Source organism: Bordetella genomosp. 13 (genome assembly GCF_007679965.1).
Classification (GTDB): Bacteria; Pseudomonadota; Gammaproteobacteria; order Burkholderiales; family Burkholderiaceae_B; genus Bordetella.
In genome coordinates this window covers 194,512-215,573 of sequence record NZ_VEHL01000005.1, presented here as the reverse complement: position 1 = coordinate 215,573, position 21,062 = coordinate 194,512, and the positions used below count along the sequence as shown (strand labels likewise).

General features: G+C 68.5%; 18 protein-coding genes. 10 read left to right on the top strand and 8 right to left on the bottom strand.

From position 1 onward, the window contains the following. Window positions 1-17 precede the first annotated feature (17 nt). From FS845_RS14300 to def, 6 genes are all read left to right on the top strand, one after another. Window positions 18-416, top strand: a complete 399-nt coding sequence (locus FS845_RS14300) for a hypothetical protein (protein ID WP_144636401.1) — start codon at window positions 18-20, stop codon at window positions 414-416. Window positions 417-450: 34 nt separating this feature from the next. After that, window positions 451-1,374, top strand: coding sequence for a LysR substrate-binding domain-containing protein (locus FS845_RS14295; RefSeq protein ID WP_144636398.1), 924 nt, complete (start codon window positions 451-453; stop codon window positions 1,372-1,374). Window positions 1,375-1,475: 101 nt separating this feature from the next. After that, window positions 1,476-2,897: an FAD-dependent tricarballylate dehydrogenase TcuA gene (gene tcuA / locus FS845_RS14290; protein ID WP_144636395.1), complete on the top strand. Its 1,422-nt coding sequence runs from the start codon at window positions 1,476-1,478 to the stop codon at window positions 2,895-2,897. Further along, window positions 2,884-4,119, top strand: a complete 1,236-nt coding sequence (gene tcuB / locus FS845_RS14285) for a tricarballylate utilization 4Fe-4S protein TcuB (protein ID WP_144636391.1) — start codon at window positions 2,884-2,886, stop codon at window positions 4,117-4,119. The genes tcuA and tcuB overlap by 14 nt, the downstream gene beginning before the upstream one ends. Window positions 4,120-4,191: 72 nt before the next feature. After that, entirely contained in the window at window positions 4,192-4,587 is a 396-nt protein-coding gene (gene gloA / locus FS845_RS14280; protein ID WP_144636388.1) for a lactoylglutathione lyase, read from the top strand. A 7-nt stretch (window positions 4,588-4,594) separates the two neighbouring features. Continuing rightward, entirely contained in the window at window positions 4,595-5,128 is a 534-nt protein-coding gene (def, locus tag FS845_RS14275) for a peptide deformylase (RefSeq protein WP_144636385.1), read from the top strand. Between the two features lie 119 nt (window positions 5,129-5,247). Here def and FS845_RS14270 read toward each other — a convergent pair whose 3' ends face one another. Continuing rightward, window positions 5,248-6,207: a YiiG family protein gene (locus FS845_RS14270; protein ID WP_144636381.1), complete on the bottom strand. Its 960-nt coding sequence runs from the start codon at window positions 6,205-6,207 to the stop codon at window positions 5,248-5,250. A gap of 429 nt (window positions 6,208-6,636) precedes the next feature. On the opposite strand from FS845_RS14270, the gene FS845_RS14265 reads away from it, so the two are divergent. Continuing rightward, window positions 6,637-7,866, top strand: a complete 1,230-nt coding sequence (locus FS845_RS14265) for a nucleoside recognition domain-containing protein (protein ID WP_144636378.1) — start codon at window positions 6,637-6,639, stop codon at window positions 7,864-7,866. 103 nt (window positions 7,867-7,969) lie between these two features. After that, window positions 7,970-8,227 carry a hypothetical protein gene (locus FS845_RS14260; RefSeq protein ID WP_144636374.1) on the top strand — a complete coding sequence of 86 codons (258 nt, stop codon included), beginning with the start codon at window positions 7,970-7,972 and terminating at the stop codon, window positions 8,225-8,227. Between the two features lie 329 nt (window positions 8,228-8,556). Here FS845_RS14260 and pcaB read toward each other — a convergent pair whose 3' ends face one another. From pcaB to FS845_RS14245, 3 genes are all read right to left on the bottom strand, one after another. Next, window positions 8,557-9,924, bottom strand: coding sequence for a 3-carboxy-cis,cis-muconate cycloisomerase (gene pcaB / locus FS845_RS14255; protein ID WP_144636370.1), 1,368 nt, complete (start codon window positions 9,922-9,924; stop codon window positions 8,557-8,559). A gap of 13 nt (window positions 9,925-9,937) precedes the next feature. Next, window positions 9,938-11,119, bottom strand: a complete 1,182-nt coding sequence (locus tag FS845_RS14250; RefSeq protein ID WP_144636366.1) for an enolase C-terminal domain-like protein — start codon at window positions 11,117-11,119, stop codon at window positions 9,938-9,940. Window positions 11,120-11,186: 67 nt separating this feature from the next. Continuing rightward, window positions 11,187-12,506 (bottom strand): cation:dicarboxylate symporter family transporter, encoded by a 1,320-nt coding sequence (locus FS845_RS14245; protein ID WP_144636362.1) that lies wholly within the window; start codon window positions 12,504-12,506, stop codon window positions 11,187-11,189. A 172-nt stretch (window positions 12,507-12,678) separates the two neighbouring features. On the opposite strand from FS845_RS14245, the gene FS845_RS14240 reads away from it, so the two are divergent. Then, complete coding sequence (locus FS845_RS14240) at window positions 12,679-13,398, top strand: GntR family transcriptional regulator (RefSeq protein ID WP_186332286.1); 720 nt, start codon at window positions 12,679-12,681, stop codon at window positions 13,396-13,398. A 3-nt stretch (window positions 13,399-13,401) separates the two neighbouring features. Here FS845_RS14240 and pyk read toward each other — a convergent pair whose 3' ends face one another. After that, the gene (pyk, locus tag FS845_RS14235; protein WP_144636331.1) at window positions 13,402-14,844 is read right to left on the bottom strand and encodes a pyruvate kinase; all 1,443 of its coding nucleotides are present in this window, start codon (window positions 14,842-14,844) and stop codon (window positions 13,402-13,404) included. Between the two features lie 124 nt (window positions 14,845-14,968). Between pyk and FS845_RS14230 the strand changes: the two genes are divergently transcribed. After that, window positions 14,969-16,111 carry a glycerate kinase gene (locus FS845_RS14230; protein ID WP_144636328.1) on the top strand — a complete coding sequence of 381 codons (1,143 nt, stop codon included), beginning with the start codon at window positions 14,969-14,971 and terminating at the stop codon, window positions 16,109-16,111. Between the two features lie 96 nt (window positions 16,112-16,207). On the opposite strand, the gene rsmA is transcribed toward FS845_RS14230, so the two are convergent. From rsmA to FS845_RS14215, 3 genes are all read right to left on the bottom strand, one after another. Further along, the gene (gene rsmA / locus FS845_RS14225; RefSeq protein ID WP_144636325.1) at window positions 16,208-16,993 is read right to left on the bottom strand and encodes a 16S rRNA (adenine(1518)-N(6)/adenine(1519)-N(6))-dimethyltransferase RsmA; all 786 of its coding nucleotides are present in this window, start codon (window positions 16,991-16,993) and stop codon (window positions 16,208-16,210) included. Between the two features lie 69 nt (window positions 16,994-17,062). Beyond that, window positions 17,063-18,631, bottom strand: coding sequence for a peptidylprolyl isomerase (locus tag FS845_RS14220; RefSeq protein ID WP_144636323.1), 1,569 nt, complete (start codon window positions 18,629-18,631; stop codon window positions 17,063-17,065). Continuing rightward, complete coding sequence (locus tag FS845_RS14215; protein WP_144636319.1) at window positions 18,631-21,021, bottom strand: LPS-assembly protein LptD; 2,391 nt, start codon at window positions 21,019-21,021, stop codon at window positions 18,631-18,633. Before FS845_RS14215 ends, FS845_RS14220 begins: the two co-directional genes overlap by 1 nt. Window positions 21,022-21,062 lie beyond the last annotated feature (41 nt).

Below are 21,062 nucleotides of genomic sequence, written 5' to 3'. Positions count from 1 at the left end.
CCCTTCAGGCACTACTCTTGCTAAGAGGCCATGCGGCCATGGGCGGCGCGCCGCATCGCACGGCGGCGGTGCGCCGTGCCACGCCGCGCAACCTCGGAGCGCAATCGACAATGCAGGACATGCTGGATATCGTGCAATGGGTGGCGATGGTGGTGACCATCGCGGCCGCGTACCTCGTGGCCTCGCAGAACGACCGCCGCCGCCACGTGGGCTTCTGGACCTTCATCGCCAGCAACGTGCTGTGGATCGCGTGGGGCCTGCATGCGGCCGCCTATGCGCTGGTGGTGCTGCAACTGTTCCTGGGAGTGACAAACGTACGGGGCGTGTGGAAGACGCGGCGCGGGGCATCCCGGCGCGGGGCAGCCCCGCGCGGGGCAAGCCCGCACGACGAGGCAACCCGGCGCGCGGCGCTATGATGGCCGCGCCGACTTCAGAAAAAGACATCCCCGAGTGGAACTCCGCCAGCTACGCTATTTCGCCAAGGTCGCCGAATGCGGCAGCATGGGCCGCGCCGCCACCGAGCTGGGCGTGGTCACGTCCGCGCTCAGCCAGCAGATCAGCCGCCTGGAAGGCGAACTGTCGACCCGGCTGCTGACCCGCGCGGCCACCGGCGTGTCGCTGACCGACGCCGGCGTGGCCTTCCTGCGCCAGGCGCAGCTGGCGTTGCGCCATGCCGACAACGCCGCCGAGGCGGCGCGCTCGTCGCGCCTGAGCGGCCACGTCAGCGTGGGCATGGCGCCCACCACGGCCTCGGTGCTGGCGGTGCCCTTCATGCAGGCCATGCGCGAACGCTATCCCGACGTGCGGGTGCGGCTGGTGGAAAGCCTGTCGGGCTTTCTCACCACCATGCTGAACGCGCGGCAGCTCGACCTGGCCATCGTGTTCCAGACCGAGACCGCGCGGCGCTGGAGCATCCAGCCCCTGATCGACGAGCGCATCTTCCTGATCGCGCGCGAAGACCTGCCCGGCATGCCGCCGCCCGGGCCGGTGCGGCTGCGCGACGTGGCGCGCCTGCCGCTGCTGCTGCCCGGCGCCAGTCACGGCCTGCGCGCGCTGCTGAACCATGCCTTCACGCGTCTGCGCATCGAGCCCACGCTGGCCGCCGAGATCGACGGGCTGGCCGTGCTGATGGAACTGGTGCGCGCCGGCCACGGCGCCACGCTGCAGCCCGGCGCGGCGGCGGTGCGGCGCGGCGAATCGCTGGGACTGCGGCTGGTGCGCGAGCGCGCCCTGGCCCGCACCAACCTGCTTGCCAGCCTGTCCGACGACGAGCTGTCGCCGGCCGCGCTGGCCGTGCGGGTGCTGCTGGCGCAGACGGCTGCCGACCTGGTCAGGAAGGGCGAGTGGCCGGGCGCCAAGCTGCACGCCGCCTGAGGAGCGATCTTCACGATTCGTGAAGAGCCCTTGCCGAAGGCCGTCTTGCCGGGGCCCGGCGACGTTTCTATAGTCGCCCCTCACCCATCCGGACAAGACACATGATCGACGTACTGGTAATCGGCGGCGGCAACGCGGCGCTGTGCGCCGCACTGATGGCGCGCGAGGCCGGCGCCAGCGTGCTGCTGCTGGAAGCCGCGCCGCGCGAATGGCGCGGCGGCAACTCCCAACACACCCGCAACCTGCGCTGTATGCACGACGCGCCGCAGGACGTGCTGGTCGAGGCCTATCCCGAGGAAGAATTCTGGCAGGACCTGCTGAAGGTGACGGGCGGCCAGACCAATGAACACCTGGCCCGCCTGGTGATCCGCGCCTCCTCCACCTGTAGGGACTGGATGCGCAAGCACGGCGTGAACTTCCAGCCGCCGCTGTCGGGCGCGCTGCACGTGGCGCGCACCAACGCCTTCTTCATGGGCGGCGGCAAGGCCCTGGTCAACGCCTACTTCCGCAGCGCAGAGGCGCTGGGCGTGCAGATCCGCTACGACGCGCTGGTCGACTCGCTGGAACTGGACGGCGACCGCTTCGTGGCAGCCCGCATCGGCGACGAACGCATCGAGGCGCGGACCTGTGTGCTGGCCTGCGGCGGCTTCGAGTCCAACCGCGAGTGGCTGCGCGAGGCCTGGGGCCAGAACGAGCGCGGCGAATGGCCGGCCGACAACTTCCTGATCCGCGGCACGCGCTTCAACACCGGCGTGCTGCTGAAGTTCATGATCGACGCCGGCGCGGACATCATCGGCGATCCCTCGCAATCGCATTGCGTGGCCATCGACGCGCGCGCGCCGCTGTACGACGGCGGCATCTGTACGCGCATCGACTGCGTGTCGCTGGGCGTGGTGGTGAACCGCGAGGCCAGGCGCTTCTACGACGAGGGCGAGGACTTCTGGCCCAAGCGCTACGCCATCTGGGGCCGCCTGACCGCCCTGCAGCCCGGCCAGATCGCCTATTCCATCATCGACGCCAAGGCCGTCGGCCGCTTCATGCCGCCGGTGTTTCCCGGCGTGCGCGCCGACAGCCTGCCGGAACTGGCGCGCAAGCTCGAACTGGACGAGGCGCAGTTCATGCAGACCATCGAGGCCTACAACGCGGCCTGCCGCGTCGGAACCTTCGACCACACCACGCTGGACGATTGCCACACCGAAGGCGTGGAGCCCGCCAAGACGCACTGGGCGCGCCCGCTGGATACGGCGCCCTACTTCGGCTATGCCGTGCGCCCGGGCATCACCTTCACCTATTTGGGCCTGAAGGTCGACGAGACGGCCGCCGTGCGCTTCAACGGAAAGCCTAGCCAGAACCTGTTCGTGGCCGGCGAGATGATGGCCGGCAACGTGCTGGGCAAGGGCTATACGGCTGGGGTGGGCATGTCGATCGGCACGGCCTTCGGCCGCATCGCCGGAACACAGGCCGCGGCAGCCGCGGCGGCACAATCGAACACGACGGCAGGAGCACAGCGTGCAGCAGCTTGAAGAATTGACCCGCGGCGCGCAGGACTTCGGTGGCGGCGCCACCGGCGGCCGGTCCGCCGACGACCGCGCCCCCTACGAACAACCCGTGCAGCTGCACCGCCGCAAGCCGCAAAGCGTGGACCTGACCGCCGACGAGGCCGAGGTGGCGCGCGTCATGCAGATCTGCAACGCCTGCCGCTACTGCGAGGGCTTCTGTGCCGTGTTCCCCGCCATGACGCGGCGGCTGGAGTTCGGCAAGGGCGACATCAACTACCTGGCCAACCTGTGCCACAACTGCGGCGGCTGCCTGCATGCGTGCCAGTACGCGCCGCCGCACGAATTCATGGTGAACGTGCCGCAGGCCATGGCCAAGGTGCGGGTGCAGACCTACGGCGACTACGCCTGGCCCGCGGCGCTGGGCGGCCTGTACAAGCGCAACGGCCTGGCCGTGTCGCTGATCGCGGCCGCGGCGCTGGTGCTGTTCCTGGCCCTGGCCGCGCATATGGCCGGCGGCCTGCTGCACGAACCGCTGGCAGGCAACTTCTACGCCATCTTCCCGCACAACACGCTGGCGCTGATGTTCGGCGTGGTGTTCGTGTTCGCCATGGTGGCGCTGGGCATCGGCGTGACGCGCTTCTGGCGCGACGTCAGCCCGGGCGCCGCCAGCGGTCCGGCCTTGGCCGAGGCCGCCCACGACGCGCTGCGCCTGCGCTACCTGGGCGGCGGGCACGGCAAGGGGTGCAACGACGAGGACGACGCGTTCTCGCTGGCGCGGCGGCGCTTCCACCACCTGACGTTCTACGGCTTCATGCTGTGCTTCGCGGCCACCTGCGTGGCCACGCTCTACCACTACCTGCTGGACTGGCACGCGCCCTATCCGTTCTTCAGCGCCCCGGTGCTGCTGGGCACGGTGGGCGGCATCGGCCTGCTGATCGGGCCGGCCGGCCTGCTGTGGCTGAACGTGAAGCGCCATCCGCTGCAGGGCGACACCGCGCAGCGGCCGATGGACCGCGGCTTCATCGCGCTGCTGTTCCTGATCAGCCTGACCGGCCTGCTGCTGCTGGCGCTGCGCGACACGCAGGTCATGGGACTGATGCTGGCGCTGCACCTGGGCGTGGTGATGGCGCTGTTCCTGACCCTGCCCTACGGCAAGTTCGCGCACGGCATTTTCCGCAGCGCGGCGCTGCTGAAGTTCGCCATCGAGAAACGGCAGCCGAACACCCTGGGCCTGGGCTCGGACTGAAGGGTTTTCCCCAGGGGTTTCTTGCTACGATGACGGCTTTCGTCGTCTCTCTTCGTACCGAGGAACCCCATCATGCGTATGTTGCACACCATGCTGCGCGTCGGCAACCTGGACCAGTCCATCGATTTCTACACCAACGTCCTGGGCATGCGCGTGCTGCGCCGCAAGGACTATCCCGATGGCAAGTTCACGCTGGCCTTCGTGGGCTACCAGGACGAAGCCGAAGGCGCCGTCATCGAGCTCACCCACAACTGGGACACCGACAAGTACGACCTGGGCAACGGCTACGGCCACATCGCCCTGGAAGTCGATGACGCCTACGAGGCCTGTGCCAAGGTCAAGGAGAAAGGCGGCAAGGTCACGCGCGAGGCCGGCCCGATGAAGCACGGCAGCACGGTGATCGCCTTCGTCGAGGATCCGGACGGCTACAAGATCGAGTTCATCCAACGCAGCGGCCGCGCCGACTGACGCCGCCATGATCCATCCCATTCTCAAGATGGGCGACCCGCGGCTGCTGCGTGTGTCCGCGCCGGTCACCGAGTTCGGCAGCGCTGCCCTGGACGAACTGATCCGCGACATGTTCGAGACCATGGTGGCCGCGCACGGCGTGGGCCTGGCCGCGCCGCAGATCGGCGTCGACCTGCAGCTGGTGATCTTCGGCTTCGAGCACAACGAGCGCTATCCAGACGCGCCCGCGGTGCCGCTGACCGTGCTTTGCAATCCGGTCATCACGCCGCTGTCCGACGAGATGGAAGACGGCTGGGAAGGCTGCCTGTCGGTGCCCGGCCTGCGCGGCGTGGTGCCGCGCCATCGCCACATCCGCTACACCGGTTTCGACCCGCAGGGCGTCGCCATCGACCGCGAGGCCGAAGGTTTCCACGCCCGCGTGGTGCAGCACGAGTGCGACCACCTGATCGGCCGGCTGTATCCCTCGCGCATCCAGGACTTCTCGAAGTTCGGCTACACCGAGATCCTGTTCCCCGGCATGGACCCGAACCAGGATGATTGAGGGCGCGGGGCATCCCGGCGCGGGGCAAACCCGCAACACCTGAAACGATTCGGGCCCGTCCCGCCAGCCATGGCGATACGGGCCCGAAGTCCTTTCCCCGCGGGGAAAAGGCGCCGCGATCAGCAGCGGTTGGTGTTCAGCGCGCTGACCAGGTTGTTGAAGTGCTGGCGCAGCGAGTAGGCGTCGCGCACGGCCTGGGTCTGCGGCATGTACGGCTTGTGCTCCTTGGCTTCCTTCACGTACGAACCGTCCTCGGTACGCTCGATGATGGAGCGGCTGGTGGCCGTGAACGCATTGGCCGTCATCATGAACGACGGGCAACCCTTCTGGTTGGACTCGCGCACCTTGGCGTCGTAGCTCGTGGCCATGGTGTTGAACTGGTCCACCGACTGCTTGAAGGCATCCTTCCTGTCGCCCAGGCCGCTGCCGTCGAACACGCCCTCGGCGTGGTCCATGGCGTCCTTGCTGTAATAGACCATGCCGGCACGGAAGTAGGCCTGGGTGTCCTTCTTGGCGTTCTCGAACTCGGCCTTGGTGCGGGCGCGGTCCTTGGCCTCGATGCCGTCGAAGTAGCCTTCCTGCGCCTGCGCCAGCGCGGTCATGCTCTCGATGAACGCGGGCTGGATCTCGCGGCCATGGGCGCCCTTGTCGCTGGTGTAGGTCTTGGCGCTGATGTATTGCGTCATGTCGTTGTACAGCGGCGCGGCCTTGGCCAGCGCCTCGCTGTACTTGCGGGCGGGGCCGTCCAATTCAGCCATCTCGGGCTTCATGGCCACGGCCTTGTCCAGCTGTTCCCTGGTGCGGTCCATGTTGAACGACGAGTAGTAGGACAGGTCCTTCATCGGCTCCTTGCCCTCGAACGTCGGCTGGATGTACTTCTGGTACTTCTCCAGTTCCTCGCCATACGAGCTGTTCACCGAGTTGGCCACGCCCACATAGGCGTTGTACTTCTGCACCTCGGCCTGGTCGTTCGACACCTTCGGCGCGTCGGCCTGCCTGGGCTTGTCGTCCCCGCATGCGGACAGGGCAAATACGCAGGCTGCCACGGCCAGCGACCGGATCGCATTCTTGACGATCATGAGAGCTCCTCGTTCTGAAGTGAAAGGCAAAGGGAATCCCCGCGGCCGGTGAATACCGGTCGCCTGGAAACAATGAGAGTGATGAGGAAGACGGCCGCGCGCGGTGGCGTCAGCCAGGACAGGAGGTCGGCGGATTCGTCCGTCGGACCCGTGCGTCAGTGCGATGGCACATCTATCTGGCCTAAGGGTTACTACCAAGGACCCGGATTATACGGACCCATTTTTCGGTGTCAGTTACGAGAGTGTTCTCAATGTTTTCCTGACATGTCGATTGCTACAAAACAGGGCCGATTCAGTCACACTTCAGTTGCCGACCATGCCACATGCACGAATCCGCGTGCCGCGCCACGCGCGCAAACGCCGTGTTTCGCCCGCCGGCCACTCTGCGACAATGGCCGTTTCGCGCAGCCCTGTCCCCCGCCTTCGTCGATGCTCAATAAACTCTGGTTGGCCTTTTTCATCGCGGCGGCCGCCGCCGGCCTGGTGCGGTGGATCGGCTGGGGCGATGCCGACGTGTTCCGCCACATCGTGGCTGCCCTGTTCGACATGGCCCGCACCTCGGTCGAGGTGATGGTGCTGCTGTTCGGCACGCTGACCATGTGGCTGGGCTTCCTGCGCATCGCCGAGGCTGCCGGCCTGGTCGAGAAGCTGGCCCGCCTGCTGGGCCCGCTGTTCGCGCGGCTGATGCCCGAGGTGCCGCGCGGCCATCCCGCCATCGGCCTGATCACGCTGAATTTCGCGGCCAACGGCCTGGGCCTGGACAACGCCGCCACGCCCATCGGGCTGCGCGCGATGCGCGAGCTTCAGACGCTGAACCCCACGCCCGAGACGGCCACCAACGCGCAGATCCTTTTCCTGGTGCTGAACGCCTCGTCGCTGACGCTGCTGCCGGTGACGCTGTTCATGTTCCGCGCGCAGCAGGGCGCGCCCGATCCCACGCTGGTGTTCCTGCCCATCCTGCTGGCCACCAGCATCGGCACGCTGGTGGGCCTCCTGGCCGTGGCCGCCTGCCAGCGCCTGCGGCTGCACGATCCGGTGGCGCTGGCCTGGCTGGGCGGCGGCGCGCTGCTGCTGGGCGGCTTCATGGCGCTGCTGTCCACCATGACCGCCAGCGCCATCGCGGCGCTGTCGTCGCTGCTGGGCAACCTGGCGCTGTTCGGCATCCTGCTGTCGTTCCTGGTGATCGGCGCATGGAAGAAGATCCCGGTCTACGAGAAGTTCATCGAGGGCGCGAAGGAAGGCTTCGACGTGGCCCGCACCCTGCTGCCCTATCTGGTGGCGATGCTGTGCGCGGTGGGGGTACTGCGCGCCTCGGGCGCGCTGGACTTCGCGCTGGACGGCATCCGCTGGCTGGCCCACGCGGCGGGCTGGGACGCGCGCTTCGTGGACGCGCTGCCCACGGCGCTGGTGAAGCCTTTCTCCGGCAGCGCGGCGCGCGCCATGATGCTGGAGACGATGACGCACTTCGGGGTGGACAGTTTCCCGGCGCTGCTGGCGGCGGTGATGCAGGGGAGCACGGAGACGACGTTCTATGTGCTGGCGGTGTATTTCGGGGCGGTGGGTATCGTCCGTGCCCGGCATGCGATCGGGTGCGCGTTGATCGCGGATCTGGCGGGGGTGTTGTCGTCGATCTTCGTTTGCTATTGGTTCTTTGGGTGACGCTGCGGTTTCTTGCCTGGCGCGTGTGAGGTGGTGCGGTCTCTGTTTGGTTCTTGGGTCCGCCGCTGTGCGGGCCGGCGAGCGCAAGGCCATGGCAAGCGCGATGGAAATCGTGCGTTTGCATACGATGGATGCATCGAACCAGTGGTTCCGCGCGGATCGCAAGCACTGGCAACAATGGCTTGGCGGTCTGGCCAATCGGCATCCATTCGCGCGCATCATGCAGCCGGAGAGGGCACCTGCTCTCCATGCACTGAAGGAGGATCGCCAGACCGTTTATCAATGCAGTGATTCAATGGATCGAGCAGCGCGAAAACAAATGGAGAGAGAAAAACAGGCTTACGCGCGCAGAGCAGGATGAGGCGGACAGCAGGCGAAGATCAGCCGCTCTCTCGAATCGACGATGCATGCCGACCCCTGCTGCTCAGGACCGTCGCATGACACAGGAATGAGTCCTCTGTGCGGCGACGGGGGCCGTGACGGCCAATTGGAGGAAGGGAAGTCCCCGTAGGGGACCGAGGGCGCCTGGTGGCGCGCCCGAGCCTGACGACTTGGCCGGCGCGGCCCCCGGCGCCGCGCAGAGGACGGCTTCGAGCGCAAACCACGCGCCCGATCGAAGCCGACGCCTCGCGCCAATGAGCGCTGCCGATCCCGCGGAAGACATGACCAGCGGCACCGGAAATAACAAACCTACGACCGCCCCGCTCCCACCACCTGGTCCACCATCTGCGGCGCGGACCCCAGATAGTTCTCGGGCGCCGTCAGGCGCTCCAGTGCCGCGCGATCGAAGTGCTTCGACACTTCAGGCACGGCTTCCAGCGCGTCCGCCAGCGTGCCGCCCTGCTCATTCACGTGCCGGCACGCCGCGTACACCACGTCGTGGGCCTGCTGCCTTCCCATGTGCGGCGCCAGTCCCATCATCACCGCCTCGGCCACGATCAGGCCCGACGTGATGCCCAGGTTCTTGCGCATGCGGTCCGTGTCGACGATCAGTCCGCCGAGCATGAAGCGCGCCTGGTTCAGCGCCCCCGCCGTCAGCACGAAGCTTTCGGGGACAGCCATCCATTCGGCATGCCACGGGCCCGTGGCGCGCTCGAAGTCCTGCACCATCGCGTCCAGCATCAGGCCGGCATGCTGGCGCACCGCCTTCGAGGCGGCCAGCATCAGTTCGCTGGAGATCGGGTTGCGCTTCTGCGGCATCGTGCTGCTGGCGCCGCGGCCCGTGACGAAGGGCTCGTACACCTCGGCGAACTCCGTGGACGCCATCAGCATCACGTCCAGCGCGATCTTGCCCAGTGAGCCCGTGACCAGCGCCAGGAAGTTCACCGCTTCGGCCAGGCCGTCGCGCGCCACGTGCCACGTGGTGGCCGGCACGCCCAGGCCCAGTTCGCGCATCAGCGCGCGCTGCACGTCCAGGCCCTGCTCGCCCAGCGAGGCCAGCGTGCCCGCCGCGCCGGCGAACTGGCCCACCAGCACGCGCGGACGCAGCTGTTGCAGGCGCTCGGCGTGGCGATCGAACATCGCCAGCCAGATGCCGGCCTTGTAGCCGAACGTGATCGGCAGCGCCTGCTGCAGGTGCGTGCGGCCCGCCATCGGCGTGTCGCGGTGGCGCACGGCCAGGTCCGCCAGGATGCGGCGCAGCTCGGCGATGTCGGCGTCGACCAGGTCCAGCGCGGCGCGCACCTGCAGCACCACGGCCGTGTCCATGATGTCCTGCGTGGTCGCGCCCCAGTGCACGTAGCGGCCGGCGTCGCCGCACAGCTTCACCAGCTGGTGCACCAGCGGCAGGATCGGATAGCCCACGATGTCGGTCTCGTGGCGCAGGTGGTCCAGGTCCAGCGAATCGAACTTCGAATGGCGGGCGATCTCGTCGGCCGCATCGGCGGGGATCACGCCGCACGAGGCCTGCGCGCGCGCCAGCGCCACCTCGACCTCGATGTAGCGTTCGATCAATGCGCGGTCGGAGAAGATCTCGCGGATCGCGGGCGTGCCGAAGGCGTCGCGAAACAGCACGGAGTCGAGCACCGTGGTGGCGCCCTGGAAAGCGGAGAAAGTCATGGCTGTGTCCTCGTCAAAGCCCGGCCAGCTTGTCCAGCCAGGGCCGCAGGTTGGTCTTCTGTTCCAGGCCGAAGCCGGGCGCGTCGGTGGGCCGCACCAGCCCGCCGCCCAGGCCGCAGCCCTCGGGATAGCCGCCGAACGGCTGGAACACCCCTGGGTACGCCTCGCAGCCGCCCAGCTCCAGGCCCACCGCGATGTGCAGGTTGATCAGGTGCCCGCCGTGCGGATAGGCCTGCGCGCGGCTGTAGCCGCGCGTCTCCAGCAGGTCCAGCATGCGCGCATACTCGGTCAGGCCGTAGCACAGGCCCGCGTCCATCTGGAAGATGTCCTTGCCCGGCCGCATGCCGCCGAACAGCACCAGGTTGTTCACGTCCGGCAGCGAGAACAGGTTCTCGCCGGTGGCCACCGGCAAGGGATAGGCGTCGGTCAGGCGGCGGTTCAGGTCGTAGTCCAGCGGATCGCCCACTTCTTCGTACCAGCGCAGGCGGTACGGTTCGATGGCGCGCGCGCAGGCCAGCGCGGCCTCCAGGTCGTAGCGGCCGTTCACGTCGACCGACAGGCGACTGCCATCGCCCGCCACGGCCAGCGCGGCCTCGATGCGCTTCAGGTCCGTGGCCAGCGGCGCGCCGCCGATCTTCATCTTGAAGGCCTGGAAACCCTGGTCGCGATAGCGCAGCAGCTCCTCGCGCAGGCGCGCGGTGCCGTCGGAGGCGCCATCTTCGGGATAGTAGTAGCCGCCCGCGGCGTACACGTCCACGCCGCCGGTCTTGCCCTGGCGGCCGAAATGCCGCGCGATGCCCACGTGCGCCGGCTCGTCGTCCAGCTTGGCGTTCAGGTCCCACACCGCCAGCTCGAGCGCGCCGGCCGCCGCGGCGCGGTCGCCATGGCCGCCCGGCTTCTCGTTGCGCATCACGGTCTGCAGCACCCGGGCCGGATCGAAACGGCGGCCGCCGGGGTCCAGCAGCGACTCTGACGCCGCCTTCTTCAGGCGCGGGATCATGCGGTCGCGCAGGATGCCGCCCTGCGCATAGCGGCCGATGGAGTCGAACGCGTAGCCGATGACGGGCTTGCCGTCGCGGATCACGTCGCTGACCAGCGCCACCAGCGAGATGTCGTGCTCGGAGAAGTTGACCAATGCGTTGGCGACGTTGCCTTCCATCGGCACGGAGATTTCCCGTACGTCGGTGATCTTCATGAATACTGACCTTGAAGGAGATACGAAAGACGCGGCACGCGGCGGATCGCGGTCCGCCGCGCCGCCGCTACAGCGAAGCGTTGGCGGGCCGTCCCAGCGCGCGGTGGTATTCGGCGCGCGCCGCCTGCTCGTCGAAATCGCCGTTCAGCTTGGCAACCACCACGGTGGCCACGCTGTTGCCCATGGCGTTGCAGATGCACACGGCCTGCGAGGTGAAGCGGTTGATGCCGAACAGCAGCGGCAGGCCCTCGATGGGCAGCATGCCCGAGGCCGTGACGGTGGCGGCGAACACGATGAAGGTGCCGCCAGACACGGTGGCCGCGCCCTTGGACGTCACCAGCATGATCAGCAGCAGGCCCAGCTGGTGCTCCCACGTCAGCGGCACGCCGTAGGCGTTGGCCAGGAACATCACGCACAGCGGCAGGTACACCGAGGTGCCGTCCAGGTTGAAGGCATAACCCGTGGGCAGCACCAGGCTGACCGTCTGCTTCGAGCAGCCCAGCGCCTGCAGCTTCTCCATCAGGCGCGGGAAGGCGCTCTCGGACGAGCCCGTGGCGAACAGGATGCCGATCTCGGACTTGAAATAGCGCAGGAAGTGGAAAATGTTCATGCCCACGCAGCGCAGGATGACGCCGAACACGCCGACGACCACGAAGGCCAGGATGGCGTACATCACCAGCAACAGGTAGCCCAGCGAGATCAACGCCTGGCTCCCGCTGGCGCCGATGGCGTAGGCGATGGCGCCGAATGCGCCGATGGGCGCGAAGCGCATCACCAGGTCGGTCAGCTTGAAGAAGCATTCGGACATCGTGGTGAAGGCGCCTTCGACCGAGGTGCGCGTCTTGGCGGTCAGCATCAGCACGGCCGCGCCGAAGGCGATGGCCAGCACCACCACCTGCAGCAGCGAATGGCCGGTCAGCGTGCCGACGAAACTGTCCGGGATCATGGACGTGAGGAAGGCGTCGAAGCTGGGCGCGGCCGCCTTGCCGTAGGCCGCCTGGGCCGAGGCCTGCGCCGCGGCGTCGGACTGCAGATGCATGCCGATGCCGACGCCGGAATAGTTGGCCAGCACCATGGAGATGGCCAGCACGATGGTGGACACGATCTCGAAATAGATCAGCGCCTTGAAGCCGATCTTGCCGACCTTCTTCAGGTCGCCCGCGGCCAGGATGCCGAGCACGAGGTTCAGGAAGACCAGCGGCGCGACCACGGTCTTGATCAGGCGCAGGAAGATGTCGCCCAGCACCTTCATGGACATGCCCAGCTTGGGCTCGATGAACCCCAGCGCGATACCCAGCACGATGCCGGCGGTGATCTGGAAGCCCAGGCGGGTATAGAAGGGGCTGGTGCCCGCGTCATTGGTGGTGGTTGGGGTGGGAACGCCCATCACTCGGTCTCCGTGCAATTAAAATAAGTACGTACATTTTTATTAAGTCCGAACTTTATTGGATTGGTTCGCGCTTGCGTAATAGGGGTTTACCCTAGTCATTGGACAAGGCCGCCCCAGCGTGTAGAGTCCGGGCAAACGGGTTACGGGATCGAGAATGGCCGCGCGTTACATGGAATTGGCACAGGAACTGATCGGGCAGATCAAGCGCGGCGAGCTGGCCGTGGGCGCGTCGCTGCCGCCGGAAGTCGAGCTGTCGCAGCAGTACGGCGTCAGCCGAGCCACGCTGCGCTCGGCCCTGCAGGTGGTGCAGGAGCTGGGCCTGATCTCGCGCCGCAAGCGCGCCGGCATCCGCATCGAAGCCTCCGAACCGCGCAAGCCCTATCAGCGCTCGATGTCCGACCTGGAAGACCTGATGCAGTTCGCCAGCGTCACCGAGCGGCACGTGCAGCACGTGCGGCAGGTGGTGTGCGACGCCGCGCTGGCCGCCCGGCTGAAATGCGAGGTGCTGCAGAAGTGGCTGTGCGTGTCCATGCTGCGCGTGGACATGCAGAAGCCCGACGCGCCGCTATGCTGGACGGACGTGTACCTGGACCCGGAGATCGGCGCGGAGCTGGGCGACCAGCTGCACCGGAGCACCGGGCTCATCTGCGAGATGATCGAGCAGCGCTACGGCTGCGCGGTGACCGAGGTGGTGCAGGAAATCCGCGCCGTGGGCGTGCCGCCGCAGGCCGCGCAGCCGCTGGGCGTGGCCGAGGACACGCACGCCCTGGAAGTGACCCGCTGGTACCAGAGCGAGCGCGGCAACGGGCCTTTCGAGATCACGGTCAGCGTGTTTCCCGCCGACCGCTTCACCTACGCGCTGCGCCTGCGGCGGCACGGCGCGGACTGAGCGCTACATCACCTTCAGGATCTTCATCCCGTTGGTGCCGCCGCTGTCGCGGTGGAAATCGCCCTTGGTCAGGATGACCCAGTCGCCCTCCTGCACGCGGCCGCGCTTCTTCAGTTCGTCGATGGCGGCGTCGCTCAGTTGCGCGGCATCGTATTTCTCGGCCTCGAAGGGCACCGTGTACACGCCGCGGAACAGCGCCGCGCGATGCTGCGTGACGGGACTGGGGCTGTAGCAGTAGATGGGCACGCCCGAACGGATGCGCGACATGATCAGCGGGGTGTTGCCGCTTTCGGTCAGCGCGATGATGGCCTTCACGCCCGGGAAGTGATTGGCGGCATACATCGCCGACAGCGCGATGGTCTCGTCGCAGCGCTCGAACGTCTCTTCCAGGCGGTGATGCGACTTGGTGCTGGTGGGATGCTTCTCGGCGCCCAGGCACACGCGCGCCATGGCCTGCACGGCCTCGACGGGATACTGGCCCGAGGCGCTCTCGGCCGACAGCATCACGGCGTCGGTGTAGTCCAGCACTGCGTTCGACACGTCCGACACTTCGGCGCGCGTGGGCATCGGGCTGTTGATCATCGACTCCATCATCTGCGTGGCGGTAATGACGACCTTGTTGAGCTTGCGCGCGTGCAGGATGATGCGCTTCTGAATGCCGACGAGCTCGGCGTCGCCCACTTCCACGCCCAGGTCGCCGCGCGCCACCATCACGCCGTCGCTGGCGCGGATCAGGGCGTCCAGGGCCTCGTCGTCGACCACGGCTTCGGCGCGCTCGATCTTGGCGATGATCCAGGCCTGGCTGCCCGCGGCCTGTACCAGCGTGCGGGCCTCGTCGATGTCGTGGCCATAGCGCGGGAACGACACGGCCACGTAGTCGAGCTCGAGCTCGGCGGCCAGCAGGATGTCGGCGCGGTCCTTCTCGGTCAGGCTGGGCGCGGACAGGCCGCCGCCGCGGCGGTTGATGCCCTTGTTGTTGGACAGCGGGCCGCCCACCGTGACCGTGGTGTGCACGGCGTCGCCGTCGATGCGGTCGACCTGCAGCACCACGCGGCCGTCGTCCAGCAGCAGTTCGTCGCCCGGCTTGCAGTCCTGCGCCAGCTCGGGGTAGTCGATGCCGACGATGGAGGCGTCGCCTTCTTCCTTGGGATGCGAGTTCGACAGCGTGAACGGCTGGCCGGCCTTCAGCGTGACCTGCTTGTCGGCGAAGCGCGCGATGCGGATCTTGGGTCCCTGCAGATCGCCCATCAACGCGACGAAGCGGCCCTGCTTTGCCGCCAGCTCGCGCACCTGGCGGGCGCGTTCGCGGTGGTCGTCGGCGCTGCCGTGCGAGAAGTTCAGCCGGGCCACGTCCATGCCCGCGCGGATCAGCGCGTCCAGGCGCTCGGGGGTCGAGGTGGCGGGACCCAGGGTGGCGACGATCTTGGTGCGGCGCATTACGGTCATGCTGTCTCCTGTTCGGCGAGGCGGGGCGCAAAGTCCTATGGTACGCCGCAACTTTGCGGCAGGTATCATGCCAGCACATGACAACATCGAGCGCCCGCGCGCGCCAGCACCCCGGAGACGCCCCGTGAAGATCGTCATCGCCCCCGACTCGTTCAAGGAAAGCCTGTCCGCGCCCGCGGCCGCCGACGCCATCGCGCAGGGCGTACGCCAGGCCGTGCCGGGCGCGCAGACGCTGTGCGTGCCCATGGCGGACGGCGGCGAAGGCACGGTGCAGGCCGTGCTGGCCGCCACGGGCGGGCAGTGGCGCGAAAGCACCGTGCAGGGCGCGCTGGGCGAGACGCGCCAGGCTGGATGGGGCTGGCTGGCCGACGGCGCGGCCGTCATCGAAATGGCCACCGCCGCGGGCCTGGAACTGACGCCGCCGGCGCGGCGCGATCCCCTGCGCGCCAGCAGCCAGGGCGTGGGCCAGCTGGTGCGCGCCGCGCTGGACGCGGGCGCGCGCCGCATCATCCTGGGCCTGGGCGGCTCGGCCACCAACGACGGCGGCGCGGGCATGCTGGCCGCGCTGGGCGTGCGCTTTCTCGACGAACGCGGCACCGAGCTGCCGCCGGGCGGCGCGGCGCTGGCCCGCCTGGCCCGCCTGGACACCAGCGGCCTGGACGCGCGCCTGCGCGACGTCAGCGTCGAGGTGGCCTGCGACGTGGACAACCCGCTGTGCGGCCCGCAAGGCGCCTCGCACGTGTTCGGCCCGCAGAAAGGCGCCACGCCGCAACAGGTGAAGGAACTGGACGCCAGCCTGGCGCGCCTGGCCGACGTCTGCGCGGCCCACCTGTCGCGCGACCTGCGCGACACCCCGGGCGCGGGCGCGGCCGGCGGCCTGGGCTTCGCGGCGCTGGCCTTCCTGGACGCGGCCTTCCGGCCCGGCGTCGAGATCGTGGCGGAACTGGGCGGCCTGGAGCAGGCCCTGGACGGCGCGACGCTGGCCTTCACCGGCGAAGGCCGCATGGACGCGCAGACGCTGCGCGGCAAGACGCCCGCGGGCGTGGCGCGCATCGCCCACCGTGCCGGCGTGCCGGTGATCGCGTTGGCGGGATCGCTGGGAGAAGGCTACGAGGCCTTGTACGCGGGCGGCATCACCGCCGCCTTCAGCCTGGCCAGCGGCCCGATGACGCTGCAGCAGGCCTGCGAGCAGGCCGAGACGCTGCTGGCCGACCGCGCGCGCGACGCGATGCGGCTGTGGATGGCGGCGGGCAAGCGGCGGCTGTAGGCCGGGCGGCTCCAGCCCGACGGCACGACGGGCACGCGAGGGCTCGCTCGCACGGACTTGCCAGCATGCCGCGCAGCGCGGTCCCGAGCCCGATGCCTAGCCGGCCAGACCCGCGTCGACCATCGCGTCGGACAGCCGGATGAACTTGTCCACGGACACCTCTTCGGCGCGCGCGGTGGGCGGGATGTCCAGCGCTTCCCAGGGCACGTGCGCCGCCCAGTCGGCCAGCACGCGCCGCAGCATCTTGCGCCGCTGCGAGAACGCGCGCGCCACCACGTGCTCGAAGGCCGCTTCGCTGCGCGGCTTCAGGCGGTCGGCCGGCAGCGGCAGCATGCGCACGACGGCCGATACCACGCGCGGCGGCGGATCGAAGGCCTCCGGCGGCACGTCGAACAGCTTGACCATCCGATAGCGCGACTGCAGCATCACCGACAGGCGGCTGTAGTCGGCGCCGCCGGGCTCGGCCACCATGCGGTCGATGACCTCGCGCTGCAGCATGAAGTGCTGGTCGCGCACGTTGTCCACCGCCGTCATCAGGTGGAACAGCAGCGGGCTGGAGATGTTGTACGGCAGGTTGCCGACCACGCGCAGGTCTGTGCCGAACTCGGCGAAATCGATGGTCAGCGCGTCGGCCTCGACCACGGTCAGGCGCTCGGCGGGATGCTGCTTGCGCAGCCGCGCGGCCAGGTCGCGGTCGATCTCGACGGCGGTCAGGTGCGACAGCCGCTCGAGCAGCGGACGCGTCAGCGCCGACAGGCCCGGGCCGATCTCGATGACGCGGTCGTCCGCCGCCGGGCCGATGGCCCGCACGATGGACTCGACCACGCTTTCGTCGGTAAGGAAGTTCTGGCCGAAGCGCTTGCGCGCCTGATGCTGGGACATTGGTATTACCTTGCCTGCCGATGCGGGCCGCCCTGCCGGTGCAAGGCGGCGCGCGGTGGCGCGGGCGGTCTAGCGATAACGCTGCTCGATGGCTTCGCGCTTCTCGAGGCGGTTGTCGATATAGGCCTGGCCGCGCAGGGTCTCGAGCCAATCCTCGAAGGCCGGCGCGGCGCGGCGCTCGAACAGGACCTGGCGGGCCTGCATGCGCTGCATTTCGTCGGTGACGTCCTGCTCGCGGCGCTCGAGCACCTGGATCAGGTGCCAGCCGAATGGCGACTGCACGGGCTGGCTCAGTTCGTTGGGCTGCAGCGCATTCATCGCGGCCTCGAACGACGGCACCATCTCGCCGGGATTGGTCCAGCCCAGGTCGCCGCCCTGCGGCGCCGTGGCGTCCTGCGAGTACTGGCGCGCCATGGCCTCGAAGGTGGTGCTGCCCGAGGCGATGCGCTGGCGGACCTGCTCCAGGCGCTCGCGCGCCTGCTGGTCGCTCATCACCGTGGAGGTCTTGATCAGGATGTGGCGCGCGTGGGTCTGCGTGACGCGCACCGGCCCCTGGCTGGCTTGCGCGGTGGGCGCGGAGAACTGCCCGCCCGGCTGCGTGACGGGCTGCTGGCCGCCCGGCTGCGGGCCGCCCGCGCTGGTGCGGGCCACCACCTTCAGGATGTGGAAGCCGTTGCCGCTCTGCACCAGGTCGGAGACCTGCCCGGCCGGCAACGAGCCCACGGCGCGGATGAACAGGTCCGGCCAGCCGTCCAGCGGGCGCGAGCCCATCTGGCCGCCCTGCAGCGCCTCGGGACCGTCGGACCCGGCCGCCGCCAGGCTGGCGAAGTCCTCGCCCTTGCGGGCGCGCGCCAGCAGGTCTTCCGCCTTCTTGCGCAGCGCGGCGATGGCCTCGGGCGACGAGCCTTCGGGCACGCGCACCAGGATCTGCGCCAGCGTCAGCGAGACGGGGCCCGCGGCCTGCGGCGCCGCCTGGGGCGCCGCGGCGGGGGCCGGCGCGCCGCCGCCCGCGAAGCGGCCGCCCTGGCCGCGCGCCTGGTCCTTCAGATAGGCATCGATGTCGGCATCGGTGATGATGATGCTGGAGTCCACCGTGCGCTGGCGCAGGCGGTCCAGGCGGATCTCGTCGCGCAGCGTCTTGCGGTATTCCTCCCAGCCCACGCCGGACTTCTGGATCTCGCCGCGCAGCTGGTCGACCGTCAGCTTGTTGCGGTTGGCGACCATGGTGATCGCCTGGTCGACCTGGGCGTTGTCCACGCGGATGTTCAGCCGGTCGGCCTCCTGGCGTTCCAGGCGCTCCATGATCAGGCGTTGCAGCACCTGGCGCTGCAGCGTCTCGTTGTCGGGCACGGCGATCTGGCGGCGCTGCAGGTCGGTCACGGCCTCTTGCGCGGCCTGGCGCACTTCGCGCAACGTGATCACGTCCTTGTTGACGATGGCGGCGATGCCGTCGGCGAACTGCTCGCCCTGCGCAGCGGCGGCCGGGGTCGAGGCCGCCGGGGCGGCGGCGGGCGCCGGGCGGCGCTGGCCCTGCTGGGAACCCGGCTGGCCGAAAGCCGGCGCGGCGCCCAGGCTTGCGCACAGGGCCAGCGTCAGCACAGAGCCGGACAAGCGGCGCGGGTTCTGCAATCTACGCATTACTCATACCTTTCAAATGACGTGCCGGGCACGGGGCGCGGCGTAACCGGCTGATAGCCCGGGATACTGCGGTTGAGCAGTCCGATGGGATCGGTGCCCAGGGCGCCGAGGCCGGTCAGCTCGAGTTGGAAGAACAGCGCGGTATTGGTGTCCGCCGCCGAGACAGCATAGCGCTGGAACACCACGCGCCCGGTCCAGCAGCAATCGCCCTTGTATTCCACGCCGGCGATGGCCTGCGTGACGCGCGGGCGTTCGGCGATGGCGGTGTCGGTGGACGCTTCGGAGCGCAGCGAGTAGTCGACACGGCCGACGCCGTACCAGCGCTTGCTGAAGGGCCACTGCACCCCCAGGCTGATCTGGTTCTGGCCGCGCGGCTGGTACGACACGCCGGGCAGCGGATCGCGCTGGTAGCGATAGGCCAGCGCGATGGTCGCCAAGCGCTGCGGGGACCAGCGGGCGCTCATGTAGGTGCGCGACCAGCGGTTGTCGTACGGGTTGTACTGGACCGCCAGGTCGGTGCTCAGCGTATCGGTCAGCGCGGCGCTGGCGCCCACCAGGAAGTCGGAGCGGACGTTCTCGCGCGGCGTCTCGTAGGGAAGCGTGACGCGCTGGTCCTCGAAGTAGATGCGCTGCGCCGCAGACAGCGACAGGCGTTCGAAACCGGTGTCGGCGTCGAGGAAGCGGGTGGTCAGGCCCGCCGTGATCTGGTTGGCATTGGCGATGCGGTCCCAGCCACCGACGTAGAGGTTCTCCTGGAACGCCTGGGCGAAGCTGAAATCGGCCAGCGTGGTGTCGTACACGGGCAGCGTCGACTGGTCGCGATACGGCACGCGCAGGTAGTAGATGCGCGGTTCGAGGGTCTGGGTGGCGGCGCGGCCGAACAGCGAGGCATCGCGCTCGAACACCATGCCGGCGTCCAGCGAACCGATGGGCACGGTGCGCGACTCGGTGCGGCGATAGGGATCGGTGCTGCCCAGGCCGTTCCAGTCGCCGTTGTGCCAGTTGGTGTCGTACTGGGTGTAGTTGACGCCGACCTTGGGAATGACGAACCAGCCCGGCCGCACGATGGGATAGGACACCGTGGGATAGGTCTGGAACCGGTCGCCCTCCGCGCCGACCTGCTCGCCCATGAACAGCGGACGGCGGAAACGCACCGCGGTGGACTCCCACTCGGCGTCGAAGCCGTTCCAGTCGTAGCGGGCGCCCTTCAGGAAGAACTCGGGCTGCTTGTCGAACGGCGGCACGATGGGGGCGTCCGGATCCTGCAGGGTGCGGTACTTGTAGACCTGCACGTAGCTCTGCCAGTACTGGCTGCTCCAGCCGAACAGCGCACGGCGCGGCAGGTAGGTGGTCGACGCCTCGTTCAGTCCCAGCGTGGACATGTCGCGGAAGTAGTCGTCGTCCGATACGTTGGCGATGTCCCAGGTGCCGTAGAAGCCATTGCCGAACTGCTGCGTGTGCACCGACCGGTACATCCAGCGGTCCATGCCCGCCTCGTTGTCGTTGGGCAGGTAGGTGCCTTGCAGGATGCCGGAATAGGATTCGCCGAGATAGCGCCCCTCGGCGCCCAGTTGCAGGCCGCGCTTGCTGAAATAGCGCGGCGTCAGCGTCATGTCGTAGTTGGGCGCCAGGTTGAAGTAGTACGGGATCGCGATGTCGATGCCGCTCTTGCTGGACCCGCCATACGTGGGGATCAGGAACCCGGACTTGCGCTCGGCCTTGACCGGGAAGCTGAGGTAGGGAGACGCCAGGATGGGCACCTCCTTGAAGTACAGTACGCCGTTGCGGGCCACGCCTTCGTTCTCGTCGAAGTCCAGGTCGACCGTGTCGGCCTTGATGTACCAGGAGGGCTTTTCGCAGGGGCAGCCGCTGTAGGTGACCTGCTTGAGCCGCATCTGCGACTGGCTGAAGATGTCGGCGTGCGAAGCCGTGGCGGAAGCGCCGGTGGCGCCGATCCAGAAGTTGGGCTGCTCGATCTCGCCGCTGTAGGTGTCGACGTTCAGGCGCGCGGACGGACCGGTGATCAGCGTGCCGTCGCGCACCATGCGGGCGCTGCCCTTGATGTCGACCTCGCCGGTGGCACGGTCGTAGGTGATGCGGTCGCCCTTGATGACGCCGTCGATGCGGCGCACCTGCGCGTTGCCGGTCAGCACCACCTGCGAATCGGCGCTGCCCTGCATGTCGTCGGCCTCCATGTAGGCCGGGATCTTGTCGTCGGGAAGGCGATGCTGGCGCAGACCCGTCGAGGTACGCAGCTCGGTGGAGGTGCGCAGGCCGCGGACTTCGACATCCTGTGTCGGGACCGGCGGTGTCGAACCCGGGCGGCTCTGGGCCTGCACGGCCCCGGCGACGCAGACTGCGGAAAGAATCAAGCACCGGACCATGCGCACGGACGAGTCGACCTTATCGATGAGGAAACGACCAGCCGCAT